This is a genomic window from Bradyrhizobium sp. 160 (assembly GCF_023073735.1).
Taxonomy (GTDB): Bacteria; Pseudomonadota; Alphaproteobacteria; order Rhizobiales; family Xanthobacteraceae; genus Bradyrhizobium.
Map to the genome: position 1 here is coordinate 322,016 of NZ_JADPKD010000034.1, position 13,599 is coordinate 335,614.

9 protein-coding genes and 1 pseudogene are annotated in these 13,599 nt (G+C 65.1%); 8 read left to right on the forward strand and 2 right to left on the reverse strand.

The annotated features are described in order from the left end of the window. Positions 1-322 precede the first annotated feature (322 nt). The 5 genes and pseudogenes from IVA98_RS15360 (at position 323) to IVA98_RS15380 (ending at position 7,349) form a co-directional block, all read left to right on the forward strand. The gene (locus tag IVA98_RS15360) at positions 323-487 is read left to right on the forward strand and encodes a Flp family type IVb pilin (protein ID WP_247275863.1); all 165 of its coding nucleotides are present in this window, start codon (positions 323-325) and stop codon (positions 485-487) included. A gap of 413 nt (positions 488-900) precedes the next feature. Further along, positions 901-1,134 (forward strand): hypothetical protein, encoded by a 234-nt coding sequence (locus IVA98_RS37250; protein WP_346657719.1) that lies wholly within the window; start codon positions 901-903, stop codon positions 1,132-1,134. A gap of 245 nt (positions 1,135-1,379) precedes the next feature. After that, a pseudogene (locus IVA98_RS15370) lies at positions 1,380-3,023 on the forward strand (thiamine pyrophosphate-requiring protein); the annotation flags it as partial. Between the two features lie 104 nt (positions 3,024-3,127). Continuing rightward, positions 3,128-5,626 carry a GAF domain-containing sensor histidine kinase gene (locus IVA98_RS15375; protein WP_247301251.1) on the forward strand — a complete coding sequence of 833 codons (2,499 nt, stop codon included), beginning with the start codon at positions 3,128-3,130 and terminating at the stop codon, positions 5,624-5,626. Between the two features lie 19 nt (positions 5,627-5,645). Beyond that, positions 5,646-7,349, forward strand: coding sequence for an alpha/beta hydrolase (locus IVA98_RS15380; RefSeq protein ID WP_247301252.1), 1,704 nt, complete (start codon positions 5,646-5,648; stop codon positions 7,347-7,349). A gap of 6 nt (positions 7,350-7,355) precedes the next feature. On the opposite strand, the gene IVA98_RS15385 is transcribed toward IVA98_RS15380, so the two are convergent. Beyond that, complete coding sequence (locus IVA98_RS15385) at positions 7,356-8,939, reverse strand: MDR family MFS transporter (protein ID WP_247333458.1); 1,584 nt, start codon at positions 8,937-8,939, stop codon at positions 7,356-7,358. A gap of 156 nt (positions 8,940-9,095) precedes the next feature. After that, entirely contained in the window at positions 9,096-9,611 is a 516-nt protein-coding gene (locus tag IVA98_RS15390; protein WP_247301254.1) for a YcgN family cysteine cluster protein, read from the reverse strand. Between the two features lie 294 nt (positions 9,612-9,905). Between IVA98_RS15390 and IVA98_RS15395 the strand changes: the two genes are divergently transcribed. Genes IVA98_RS15395 through IVA98_RS15405 form a run of 3 tightly spaced genes read left to right on the forward strand, consistent with a single transcriptional unit; the run spans position 9,906 to position 13,351 of the window. Beyond that, the gene (locus IVA98_RS15395; RefSeq protein ID WP_247301255.1) at positions 9,906-12,182 is read left to right on the forward strand and encodes a transglycosylase domain-containing protein; all 2,277 of its coding nucleotides are present in this window, start codon (positions 9,906-9,908) and stop codon (positions 12,180-12,182) included. A 9-nt stretch (positions 12,183-12,191) separates the two neighbouring features. Next, positions 12,192-12,770 (forward strand): DUF1214 domain-containing protein, encoded by a 579-nt coding sequence (locus IVA98_RS15400; protein WP_247301256.1) that lies wholly within the window; start codon positions 12,192-12,194, stop codon positions 12,768-12,770. Continuing rightward, positions 12,767-13,351, forward strand: a complete 585-nt coding sequence (locus tag IVA98_RS15405) for a DUF1254 domain-containing protein (RefSeq protein ID WP_247301257.1) — start codon at positions 12,767-12,769, stop codon at positions 13,349-13,351. Before IVA98_RS15400 ends, IVA98_RS15405 begins: the two co-directional genes overlap by 4 nt. Positions 13,352-13,599 lie beyond the last annotated feature (248 nt).

The window sequence follows — 13,599 nt, forward strand, 5'->3', positions numbered from 1 at the left end:
AGTTGAGCACTGGGCCGCGCACACGGCGCAGTCGCAGCCCGGCAAGATGGGCCTTCGTCGGCCGCCTCGCCGCCGTGCTGAAACGCCGCCTGCTGGCACAATGATGCCGTCCTAGCGCACGCTGCGGCTGCCACAGAGAGTGCACCGAATTGCGCGCATTTGGATGGGATGAGGGAACTTTAACTTAATGAATGGCAACGTATGAAGCAGTGGCGCGCTCGCCTGGGTTTAATTGTTTTGGCGCGAAGAAAATCTATTCGATCGATTGACGAGTTCGAAAACAACGCGGCCATACATTGGATCGGATGAAGAGGAGTTGGCAATGAGTTTGCTTAGGTCTTTCCTTGCCGATGAGACTGGCGCCACCGCCATCGAATACGGCCTGATCGCCGCCGGCATTGCATTGGCCATCGTCACCGTCGTGAACAACACGGGCAGCCAGCTCCTCAACAACAAGTTCAACTCGATCAGTTCGTCGATGAAGTAACGGCCGCCCTCGCCTGAGGCGGCGGACTTCCCGCGCACTGACTTCAGCATGGCTCGCAGCGCCTTGCCGGAGCATGCCGCCTTCCCCATCTCGTCATTCCGAGCGCAGCGAAGCTTCGCAGCGCCGCGCTTTGACGGCCATGTAAGTCCTGATATCCTTCGGCACGACATGGCTCGACGAGCCATGCCGTCAATGGATGAACCAGAGCTGCTTGAAGGATGCGGATGAGAAGCGTGGCGCTCTTGGCTCTCAGTTTTATGTTTGTCGGCGTCTGCTCGGGCGAGAGCGCCAGAGGACAGAGTTCGGCCGCGCCACCGGTTTCGCTTGCTCCCCCCAATACATCGCCGCCACGCGGGAGCGCAACAAACTCCAGAATTCCGCCGGCGGCATCCGGCAGAGAAGCTTCGCCCCCCGTGATCGGCACTGCGCCGCAGGTGCCGAATCCGGCCGCCGATTACGATGGCTTCAGCATAGGCACCGCCGACGACCATGACACCCCAAGTCAGGTGACGCCGCCCGTGAGGTCACGCGCAGCAAAGGGCTCCAGTTCCAATCTGGAGACAAATGGCCTCGCGGGGCAATCATCGATTGATCAGGACGATGAGGCGTTGAAGCGAAAGCTGACGATTTGCAAGAATTGCAAATAGGGAAGTTTCTCGGCCGTTGGCAAAAGCGGCTGAGTGGCTGGCAAGATTGTAGCCCGCTTGGAGACGGAGCGAACACCGGGAGTGGCTCCGCGGATGCAGTTTTCCGGATTGCACTCCAGCCGGGCTACCGCAGCACACCGCATGGCTGACCTACCGCGACTACCGTCTGCTCGCGCTTTACCCTCACCCAATTTCCTGATCCTCTCTCCTCCAATCAGCCGGGCCAACCGGCCAAGCCTCAGGAGAGAGACGCCATGAAACTCGGCACCGCAATCGCGGAAATCATGCGGCGTGAGGGGATCGAGATCCTCTGCGGCTACCCGGTCAACCATCTGATCGAGCATGCGGCGAAAGCCGAGATCCGGCCCGTGATGGTGAGGCAGGAGCGCGTCGGCATCCACATGGCGGATGCGATCTCGCGGGTGTCATCGGGGCGCAGCATCGGCGCGTTCTGCATGCAGCATGGGCCGGGCGCGGAGAACGCGATGGGCGGGGTTGCGCAGTGTTTCGGCGAATCCGTTCCCGTGCTGGTGTTGCCGATGGGCTATCCGCGCAGGCTTGCGCATATCGAGCCGAACTTCAATTCCAGCGAGGCGATGAAGCCATTTGCGAAATCCTCCGAGCCGATCAACCTCGCGGCCGAGGTCGCCAACATCTTCCGCCGCGCCTTCACCAAGCTGAAGAACGGCCGCGGCGGGCCTGTGATCGTCGAGATACCGGCCGACATGTGGACCGAGGAGGTGCCGGAGCCGCTCGACTACACGCCGGTGCTGCGCACGCGCTACGGCGCCGATCCTGTTCACGTGAAGGAAGCAGCCAGCCTGCTCGTGAATGCAAAACGGCCGGTGATCTATGCCGGCCAGGGCGTGCATTACGCGCAGGCGTGGCCGCAACTGAAACGGCTGGCCGAACGGCTGGCTATCCCCGTCACCACCAGTCTTGGCGGCAAGTCGTCCTTTCCGGAAACACATCCGCTCTCGCTCGGTTCGGGCGGGCTCGCGGTGCCGCGCGCGGTCCCGAAGTTTCTGGCTGAAGCCGACGTCATCTTCGGCGTCGGCTGCTCCTTCACCGAGACCAATTTCGGCATCGCGATGCCGAAGGGCAAGACCATCATCCACTCCACACTCGACCCGAACCATCTCAACAAGGATGTGGAAGCCAGGATCGGCCTCGTCGGCGACGCCGGCCTCGTGTTCGATGCACTGCTGGAGGAGATCGGCAAGTCGGTTACATCCGATCGTGATGCCTCTGTGGTCGCGGCGGAGATTGCGGCCTCGCACGAGCAGTGGCTGGCGAAATGGATGCCGAAACTCACCAGCAACGATGCGCCGCTCAGCCCGTATCGGGTACTCTGGGACCTGCAGCACACCGTCGACATCCACAACACCATCATCACGCATGATGCCGGCAGCCCGCGCGACCAGCTCTCGCCATTCTGGAAATCGGTCGAGCCTCTCAGCTATCTCGGCTGGGGTAAGACGACGCAGCTCGGCTATGGGCTTGGGCTCGCGATGGGCGCCAAGCTGGCAAAGCCGAACAAGCTCTGTATCAATGTCTGGGGCGATGCTGCCATTGGCTTTACGGGCATGGATTTCGAGACCGCGGTGCGCGAGCGCATCCCGATCATGTCGATCTTGCTCAACAATTTCTCTATGGCGATCGAATTGAAGGTGATGCCGGTCTCGACCGAGAAATATCGCTCGACCGACATTTCCGGGGACTACGCCGCGATGGCGCGCGCCTTCGGCGGCTATGGCGAGCGTGTGTTGAGGCCGGAGGACATCGTGCCCGCGATCAAGCGCGGCATCCAGAAAACGCGGGAAGGCGTACCGGTGCTGCTGGAGTTCATCACCAGCAAGGAAACCGAGGTGTCGCGGCCGGGCACGTGAGCCGGCCGGGCTTCAGTGGCATGGCGGGGCGTTGGCTCAGGCAGCAGAAGATGTGATAATCCGGCCCGGTGCCGCGCTTGTCGCGGCATCAAGCCGGATTAGGAATGACTGCCCCTTCCAACGAAATCGAAGAACTCGAACAGCGATTGCAGTCGGCCGCAACCGAGAATGCACGGCTGCGCGGCGAGCTTGCGGTCGCGCGGGATCGCCAGAACGCCAGCGCCGAGATCTTGCGTACCATCGCAGCCTCGCCCTCCGACGCCCGGCCGGTCTTCGCGGCGATCGCGTCCAGTTCGAAGCGCCTGCTCGACGGCTTCTCCGCCACCGTACTTCAGTTCATCGGCGACGAGTTGCACCTCGTGGCGTTCACGCCGACCAGTCCGGAGGCTGACGAAGGGCTCAAGGCATCGTTCCCGCGCAAGATCGCGGACTTCCCGACCTTTGCCCTGGTGCGCGATGGCGAGACGATCCAGTTCCCTGACAGCGAGGCCGCCGACGTCCCGGAGCTGAACCGAAGGCTGGCGCGGCTGCGCGGCTTCCGCAGCGTGCTGTTCATGCCGCTGATGAACCGGGGCGCCCCGGTCGGCATGATCAGCGTCACGCGCGCCGAGCCTGGCGCGTTCGCGCCCGATCTCGTGCAGCTGCTCCAGACCTTTGCCGACCAGGCCGTGATCGCGATCGAGAATGCACGGCTGTTCAACGAGACGCGCGAGGCGCTGGAGCGCCAGACCGCAACCGCCGACATCCTCAAGGTGATGGCCGCCTCGCCATCCGACGTGCAGCCGGTGTTCGAGGCCATCGCCGCCAACGCCAATCGCCTGATCGGCGGCTTCTCCACGGCGGTGCTGCGCTACATCGACGGCGCCGCACACCTTGCGGCATTCACCCCGACCGATCCGGCCGGGGATCGCGTGCTCCAGAATTCCTTTCCGGTGCCCTTTGCGCAGTTCCCGCCATACTCGCTCGTGGCCAACGGCGCCGCGGCGCAATTGCCCGACACCGACCTCGAGCCGGCCGCGCGCGACATCGCGCGCGCCCGCGGCTATCGCAGCATGCTGTTCACGCCGTTGATGAGCGAGGGCGAAGCCATCGGCATCATCATCGCCACGCGCCGGGCGACCGGCCGCTTCGCCGAGCATCACGTGCGGCTGCTACAGACCTTCGCCGACCAGGCGGTGATCGCGATCAAGAATGTGAGCCTGTTCAACGCCACCAGGGAAGCGCTGGAACGTCAGACCGCGACTGCCGACATCCTCAAGGTGATCGCGGCCTCGCCTGCCGACGTCACGCCGGTGTTTCAGGCCATATCCGACAGCGCCAAGGCGCTGATCGGCGGGCACTCCTCCACCGTCACACGGGTCGTCGACGGCATGCTGCATCTGGCAGCCTTCACCACCGACGTTGAGGCCGGCAACGCAGACCTGCTCAGCTCCTTCCCGACGCCGCTGTCGGCGTCAGGCATTCACAGCCGGGTGGCAAGAAGCGGACAATATGCCTTCCGCAGCGACATGCAGAGCGAACCCGATCTCACCGAGGCCATGAAGGAGTTGGCGCGGACGCGGGGCTATCGCAGCATCCTCGTGGTGCCGATGCTGCGCGACGGCATCGCGATCGGCACCATCGCGGTGACGCGGCGGGAGCCCGGTCATTTTCCGGAGAAGGCGATCAATCTGCTCAAGACCTTTGCCGATCAAGCCGTCATCGCGGTCGAGAACACGCGCCTGTTCAACGAGGTGCAGGACCGTACCCGCGAGCTCGCCAAATCGCTCGACGACTTACGCGCCGCGCAAGACCGGCTGGTTCAGACCGAGAAGCTTGCATCGCTGGGCCAGCTCACCGCCGGCATCGCCCATGAGATCAAGAACCCGCTCAACTTCGTCAACAATTTTGCTTCTCTCTCCGCCGAGCTGACGGACGAGCTGAACGAGGTGCTTGCGCCTGTCATGCTCGCAGACGACATTCGGGCGGAGGTCGACGAGCTGACGGGGCTTCTGAAAGGCAATCTGCAAAAGGTTGTGCAGCACGGACGACGTGCCGATTCCATCGTCAAGAACATGCTGCTGCATTCGCGAGAAGGCGGCGGCGACCATGGGCTGAGCGACATCAACGCGCTGGTCGAGGAGAGCCTCAACCTCGCCTATCACGGCGCACGCGCCGAGAAGCCGGGATTCGACGTGACGCTGAAGCGCGAGCTGGATCCTGCGGCCGGGCAAGCCGAAGTGTTTCCGCAGGAGATCACCCGGGTGCTGCTGAACCTGATCTCGAACGGCTTCCATGCGGTCACCAAGCGCAAGGCCGAGGGCGCTGCCGATTACGAGCCGGTGGTGATCGCTGCCACGCGCGACCGCGGCGACAGCATCGAGATCCGCATCCGCGACAATGGCACCGGCATTGCGGACGAGGTCAGGGAGAAGATGTTCAATCCGTTCTTCACCACCAAGCCAGCCGGCGAAGGCACCGGCCTCGGGCTGTCGATGAGCCACGACATCGTGGTGAAGCAGCACGGCGGCACCATCGACGTCACGACGGAGCCCGGCGCGTTCACCGAGTTCACGATCCTGCTGCCGCGGAAGAGCAGTTTCGCGGAGAACGACAAGGGATAGCGCCAACCAGGGGGGTGTTTTGAACAGTCTCGCGTGGTTCATTCGACGGCACCTGCTCTCGCTGTCCGGTGTCGGCCTGGCGCTGGGCGCGCTGTTCTTTGCGGCCGCGCTGACGCCGACGCTGATCCCACGGAGCTACCTCACCCAGGGCGCCCTCGCCGGCGGCTGCTTTGCGATCGGTTATTGCGCCGGCGTCCTGTGGCGCTGGCTTTGGCGCCATCTCGAATTGCCCGAACCTTCGGCGCACGCGAGATCGATAGCGAATGCGCTTGTCGCAGCCGGCTGCCTGCTTGTCGTCGTCGTCTTTCTGCGGCGCAGCGCCGAATGGCAGAATTCGATCCGCGCTGTGATGAAGATGGCGCCCGTCGAGACCGCGCATCCGCTCAAGGTCTGCGCCGTCGCCCTGATTGCATTCGTGGTGCTGCTGGTGCTGGGGCGGGTGTTCGCGCTTGTCGCGCGCTTCCTTGCTGCGCGCACCAGGCGCATCATTCCGCGGAAGATCGCGAACGTCGTCGGCATTGTCCTCGCAGGCCTGTTGTTCTGGTCGATCGCCAGCAATCTCCTGATCGACACGGCGTTTCGCGCACTGGATTCCTCCTTCCGCGAACTCGACGCCTTGCATGAGCCCGAGCGGCCGCAGCCGACCGCTCCCGGGCGAACGGGAAGTCCTGCGTCCCTGGTGACATGGCAGGACCTCGGGCGTACGGGGCGCCGGTTCATCACCTCGGGTCCAACAGCAACCGAGATCAGCGCCATCACCGCAAGGTCCGCGCAGGACCCGGTGCGCGTCTATGTGGGCCTCGGTAGCGGCGATGTGAAGGCGCGCGCGCAGCTTGCGCTCGAGGAGCTCAAGCGGCAGCACGGATTCGAGCGCAGCGTCCTGATCATCATTACGCCGACGGGCACCGGCTGGATCGATCCGTCCGCCATGGATACGGTCGAATATCTCCATCACGGCGACGTCGCGAGCGTCGCGATGCAGTATTCCTATCTTAACAGCCCGCTGTCGCTGCTGTTTCAGCCCGAGTACGGCGCGGAAGCTGCGCGCATCCTGTTCGCGGAGATCTACGGCTATTGGACGACGCTGCCGAAGGACCGCCGGCCGAAGCTGTATCTGCACGGGCTCAGCCTCGGCGCCATGAACTCGGAAAAATCCGCGGAGCTGTTCGAGACAATCGGCGATCCGATTGCCGGTGCGCTGTGGAGCGGGGCGCCCTTCGAGAGCCGCATCTGGCGCGCGGTCACCGCGAACCGCAATCCGGGCTCGCCGGCGTGGCTGCCGGAATTCCGTGACAGTCGCGTCGTGCGCTTCATGAACCAGAACGGACCGACGGTGCCGCCGGATGCGCCCTGGGGGCCGATGCGCATCGTCTACCTGCAATATGCCAGCGACGCGATCACCTTCTTCGCGTACCGCGACGCCTATCAGGCCCCCGCCTGGTTGACGCCGCGCGGGCCGGACGTGTCACCAGAGCTGCGATGGTATCCCGTCGTGACTATGCTGCAGCTCGCCCTCGACATGGCGGCCGCGAACGGGGCGCCGATGGGCTTTGGCCATGTCTACGCGCCCGAGCATTACGTCGATGCCTGGGTCGCGGTCACCGATGTCCATGACTGGTCCGCCGAAGCACTGGCGCAGCTCAAAGAGCAGCTTGCAGCGAAGGCGCGGAAGGCGAGCCAAGGCAGCGCCGGGGACGATCCCTACGCCGATCGCGGCGGGTGAAGCGCCCTACTCCGCCATCTCGACCGGCTGCGCGGTGGCGGGCCCGGCGAGCGGCCGCTCCTCCATCGCAATCAGGCAGAGCGCGGCGGTGGTCATCAGCGCGGTGGCGGCACCGAACACGTAACGGAAGGCGTGCCGCATCTCGTCGGCGGGGATTGCGATGCTGCCTGCGGCGTGATGCTCGCCCGCGAGCGGAACGTCGGTGCCGAGGGCGATCAGCAGGATCGCCGCGAACGCCGCGACCGTGAACGAGGACATCAGCGAGCGGAAGAAATTCATTGCGCCGGTGATGGTGCCGACTTGCGGACGCGCAACCGAGTTCTGCAGCGAAACCACGCACACCGGGAAGGTCGTGCCGAGCCCAAGCGCGAACGCGGCCATCAGCGTGAGGAGGCCCCATAGCGGCAAGGTCGTGAGTGTGAGGCCAAGGCCGCACAGCGCAGCCCAGGACGTCCCGATGATGGCGACGCGCTTGTAGTGCTTGGCGCGCGCCATGGTGCGGCCGGCAATCGCCGCGCCGCAGGTCGAAACCGCCGCGAGCGGAATCAGAGCAAGCCCCGCCTCGCTGGCGGTGAGATGATAGACCTGCTCGTAATAAAGCGGCAGTTGCACGGTGAGGCCTGTGATCGCGCCGAGACCGCAACCGCCAGCCGTCAGGGCGAACGGCGCAACAGTCCCACCGAGCAGCGGCAGCGGCAGGAACGGCTCGTCCGCACGCCGCGCGTGCCAGACAAAGGTCACGGCGAGCGCGACGGCGCCACCCAGCATCGCAAGCACGGCCGGCGATAGCCAGGCATAGCGCGTGCCGCCCCAGGTCAGCACCAGCATGAACACAACGGCGGACGCCATCAGCAACACGCCGCCGAGCCAGTCGACCTTGCGCTTGCGGTGGAACACCGGGATCTTTTTCATCCTCGGCAGCAGCAGCGCGATCGCGGCGGCTGCCAGCGGCAGGTTTATCCAGAAGATCATTGACCAGTGCAGATGCTCGGCGAACACGCCGCCGATGACCGGGCCGAGGATGCCGCCGACCATCCAGACGCTGGAGAAATAGGCTTGATATTGCCCGCGCTCGCGCGGTGAGACGACGTCAGAGATCACCGTCTGCACCACCGGCATGATGCCGCCGCCGCCGAGGCCCTGAAGACCGCGCGCCAGAATCAGCATCGGCATGTTCGGCGCGATCGCGCACAGCACCGAGCCCGCGACGAACAGGCTGAGCGAAGTGATGATCATGGCCTTGCGACCGTAGATGTCGCTGAGCGTGCCGAACACCGGCGCGACCGCGGTCGAGGCGAGCAGATAGGCCGTGATCACCCAGGACAGGCTGGAGACGTCCTGGAACTGGCGTCCGATGGTCGGCAGCGCGGTCGCCACGATGGTCTGGTCGAGCGCGGCCAGGAACATCGTCACCATTAGGCTGATGACGATGGTGCGGACCTCGTCCTGTGACAGCGGCACCGGCGGGGCGATGGACGGCGCGTCATCGACGCTGATGACTTCGCTCGGAAGGCGGGACAGCTCTTCGGCAATGTCGTCAGGCAACGCCTGGATGTCGGCAGAACTGCTCTGCCGGTCGAACTTGTTCATCTCGCTCGGACGTCGTGTGGCGGCGCAACGCCGCGAAGGATTCGTTCTATGCAGCCCAATGTAGACAGCAAAATCCTTCCCGGGCAGGCACCGCGGCGCATGGGTGCATCCCGCCGCCGGGTCATCCCGAACACGTGATGCGGAGCCTGCGGCGGGTCAGCTCTTCGGCCGTCGCTTCAGGCGGGCTCGTTTCGGCAGCACGGCCGGCCATCGCACGATGTGGTCCTCGAGATCCTCGTCCGGGATCTCCTCCTCGCTGCCCTCGACCCGCCCACGCACGGAGACGCCGGCCTCATGCACGGTATTGGGATCGCCTGACACCAGCGGATGCCACCAATAGAGGTCGCGCCCCTCGGCAACCAGCTTGTAGCCGCAACTCGGCGGCAGCCAGTTCAGGGTGCGGACATTGGCCGGGGTGAGGCGAACGCAGTCCGGAACCTTGTCGGAGCGATTCGGGTAGTCCTTGCAGGCGCAGCTCGCCCCATCGAGCAGCTTGCAGCCGATGTGGGTAAAATAGATCTCGCCGGTGTCCTCGTCCTCGAGCTTGTTCAGGCAGCAGCGCCCGCAGCCGTCGCACAGGCTTTCCCATTCGTCCCCAGACATCTCTTCCAACGTCTTGGTTTTCCAGAAGAATCCTTCCTGGCCGGAAGGTCGTTTGGGAGCTGCGGTCATGCGCCTCAACAAGAGTTCGAAAGAGCTACGGCGATGTCATCTACGGCGTGCGGCTGTGCAGGTGCAAGCAGACGCCCTTTGAGGCCCGTAATGACCCGGGGTCAATTAGGCCTGTTGTTCAAAATCGCGAGCGTGGCCATTGGTTTATGGGCCCTGCTCGGCTAGAACGAACAGCAAGTCCCCAAAGGACGCGAACCGGGCGCCTTGGGTTTGCCGCAACATTCCCGCAGGACGTCTCGATGCCGCCCCGGCCGGGTGCTTGAACGCTTTCGAAGCAAGCCGCAAGGGTTCTAGGTGCGCCAGATCATACCACCGCATTGGAAGCAGAAGATCCGGAATTTCCTCCTGGATCTCGATGCGCGCATCGACTCTTCGCTGTTCTCCTCGGCCAAGGGCATCCGCGAACTCTACGAGCGCTACTCGACCTTCATGGACCGGTTCTATGTCGGGCGCTGGAAGCGCTGGGTCTTCATCGAGCCGCTGTCGGAAGCCGCGACCCTCGGCCTCGGCGGCCTGGTCGTGATGCTCACGCTCGCCATCCCTGCCTTCCGCGAGACCGCGGACGAGGACTGGCTGAAGAAGTCCGACCTCGCGGTGAGCTTCCTCGACCGCTACGGCAACCCGATCGGCAGCCGCGGCATCAAGCACAACGACTCGATCCCGCTGGAAGACTTTCCGGACGTGCTGATCAAGGCGACGCTGGCGACCGAGGACCGCCGCTTCTACGACCATTTTGGCATCGACGTCGCCGGCACCGCGCGCGCTCTCGTCACCAACGCCCAGGCCGGCGGCGTTCGCCAGGGCGGTTCCTCGATCACCCAGCAGCTCGCCAAGAACCTGTTCCTGAGCAACGAGCGCACCATCGAGCGCAAGGTCAACGAGGCTTTCCTCGCCATCTGGCTGGAATGGCGCCTGACCAAGAACGAGATCCTCAAGCTTTATCTCGACCGCGCCTATATGGGCGGCGGCACCTTCGGCGTCGATGGCGCCGCGCATTTCTACTTCAACAAGTCGGCGCGCGACGTGACGCTGGCGGAAGCGGCGATGCTCGCCGGCCTGTTCAAGGCGCCGACCAAATACGCCCCGCACATCAACCTGCCCGCCGCCCGCGCCCGCGCCAACGTCGTGCTCGACAACCTCGTCGATGCCGGTTTCATGACCGAGGGCCAGGTGTTCGGCGCCCGCCGCAACCCGGCCTTCGCGGTCGACCGCCGCGACGAGGCGTCGCCGAACTATTATCTCGACTACGCCTTCGACGAGATGCGCAAGCTGGTCGACACCTTCCCGAAGTCCTACACCGAGCGCGTCTTCGTGGTACGGCTTGCGATCGACACCAATGTGCAGAAGGCCGCCGAAGACGCGATCGAGAACCAGCTGCGCCAGTTCGGTCGCGATTATCACGCGACACAAGCGGCAACCGTCGTCGCCGATCTCGATGGCGGCATCCGCGCCATGGTCGGCGGCCGCGACTACGGCGCCAGCCAGTTCAACCGCGCCACCGACGCCTATCGCCAGCCCGGCTCCTCGTTCAAGCCCTACGTCTACACCACCGCCCTGCTGAATGGCTACACGCCGAACTCGGTCGTGGTCGACGGCCCCGTCTGCATCGGCAACTGGTGCCCGCAGAATTATGGCCATTCCTATTCCGGCTCGGTGACGCTGACCCAGGCGATCACGCGTTCGATCAACGTCGTGCCGGTGAAGCTGTCGATCGAGATCGGCCGGCGGGATCAGCCGAAGGCGCCGAACCCGGCCAAGGTCGGCCGCGCCAAGATCGTCGAGGTCGCCCGCCGTTTCGGCATCAAGGCCCCGCTGCCCGATACGCCGTCGCTGCCGATCGGCTCGGACGAAGTCACCGTGCTCGAGCATGCCGTCGCCTATGCGACGTTCCCGAACCGGGGCAAGGCGGTGACGCCGCATTCGGTGCTGGAGGTGCGCACCGGCGCCGGCGACCTCGTCTGGCGCTGGGACCGCGACGGTCCGAAGCCGCGCCAGGCGATCCCCGCCTCCGTTGCCGCCGACATGGCGGGCATGATGAGCCACGTCGTCAGCGAAGGCACCGCGCGCCGCGCTGCGCTGGACGGCATTCCGACCGCGGGCAAGACCGGCACCACCAACGCGTATCGCGACGCCTGGTTTGTCGGCTACACCGGCAATTTCACCTGCGCGGTGTGGTACGGCAACGACGACTATTCGCCGACCAACCGAATGACCGGCGGCTCGCTGCCGGCGCAGACCTGGCACGACATCATGGTCGCGGCGCATCAGGGCGTCGAGGTGCGGGAGATCGCCGGCATCGGCATGGGTCAGAAGCTGCCGCCGCAGCATGTCAGCAATGCGCAGGCCAATGCGGCGCCGAAGGTGCTGGAGACCAAGCCCGGTCCGCCGCCCGTGCTGACCAAGCGCGGCGCCGACGTTCTGGTGCGCGTCGAGAAGCTGCTGGATGATGCGGCCAAGACGGCGAACAAATCGGCCGCCGACACCAAGCCGGCCTCGTCGACGAATGCGCTCGCCTTCCCGCAGAATTATGCGGAAGAGAACGCCAACGCCTCCGCCCCGCGCAAGAACTGATCGAAACCCGTGCGGCTGATCCTGATCACATTGACGGCCCTTCTGCTTGCGACGGTAGTCGGCGTCGGCGCGACCTGGATGACGACGACGCGCGGCACCGAGATCGGCGCGCTGACCATCGGCGCCTGGACCGCGCGCCCGCGCACCGGCACCGCCGACGTCGATCCCTATTCACGCGCCACTATTGTGCGCAACGGCGAATTGCCGATCGGCACCGGCGACGGCGTCGCCTTCACCGCGACCACCGACGACAAGAAGAAGGCGCTCGACGGCCGCTGCGACGTGATCGTCTCCGGCGTGACGCCGCCGGCGCGGTTCTGGACCCTGACGCTGTACGACCGCAAGGGCCACCTCGTCGCCAATTCGCTGCAGCGCTACGGCTTCACCAGCCAGGAGATCGTGCGCCAGTCCGACGGCTCGTTCGAGATCCGCATCGCCTCGCGCTCGCGCGCCGGCAACTGGTTGCCGACCGGCGGCATCGAGCGCTACGCCTTGATGCTGCGCCTCTACGATACCCCGGTCGGCGTTGCCACCCGCACCCAGCGCGATGCGCCGATGCCGCAGATCACGACGGTGGGCTGCTCATGATCCGCCTGTTGTTCACCATCGTTGCCGGCATCATTCTGGGTCTCGTCGTCCATCTCGTCAGCGTGCTGGCGCTGCCGCGGATCGCGACGCAGGACGCCTATTCGCGGCTGACGCCGATGACCAAGGTGAACGCCGTCACCCAGCTTCCCCTCGCCGATCCGCAGACCTCACCGATGCCGTTCATGGATCCGGCCTTTGCGCTCGCGATCTGCCGCTACGATCTGTCGGGCGGACCGATCAAGCTGACCGTGCCGGTGAGCCCGGCCTACACCTCGGTGTCGTTCTACACCCGCAACGAGATCGCCTATTACGCCATCAACGACCGCTCCGCGGGCCGCAAGGTGATCGAGCTCGACCTGATGACGGAGGCGCAGCACAACGAGCTGCCCGAGGACGAGGAGGTCACCGCGGCCGACCGCCTGATCATCGATTCCCCTGCTACCACCGGGCTGATCGTGATGAAGGCGCTCGCCCCCGAGCCCGGCCTGATGCAGCAGGCGCAAGGCTCGCTCGCGGCCGCGACCTGCGCCCCCCAGACCGAGCCGCCGGCCAAGGCCGAAGCGCCGCGCAGCCGGCGTTGAACCGCGCTGCTTTGGCAGCGCAGCAACAAAAACTGCGAAAACAACCCCATGCACAGTAGCCAAGTTACTGAAGTCCATACCGCTTTCATGTCGGCATTTCCTCCACAGCGGCCGCGAGGGCACCGGGCTGGCCAAACGTCCTTTTGACACGTCGGGCAAAACACCGGCACGATGCCATCATCGAGGGATCGGCCGTTGCGCGTGCGGAACCGCGCGGCCGACACCTGCTCCCCAGTCATCTGACCGCA

Bases quoted from the DNA above. Each gene is read 5' to 3' on its own strand.
- IVA98_RS15390 (WP_247301254.1), bottom strand. From the start codon at position 9,611: ATGACCGCAGCTCCCAAACGACCTTCCGGCCAGGAAGGATTCTTCTGG.
- IVA98_RS15375 (WP_247301251.1), top strand. From the start codon at position 3,128: ATGACTGCCCCTTCCAACGAAATCGAAGAACTCGAACAGCGATTGCAG.
- IVA98_RS15385 (WP_247333458.1), bottom strand. From the start codon at position 8,939: ATGAACAAGTTCGACCGGCAGAGCAGTTCTGCCGACATCCAGGCGTTG.
- IVA98_RS15405 (WP_247301257.1), top strand. From the start codon at position 12,767: ATGATCCGCCTGTTGTTCACCATCGTTGCCGGCATCATTCTGGGTCTC.
- IVA98_RS15360 (WP_247275863.1), top strand. From the start codon at position 323: ATGAGTTTGCTTAGGTCTTTCCTTGCCGATGAGACTGGCGCCACCGCC.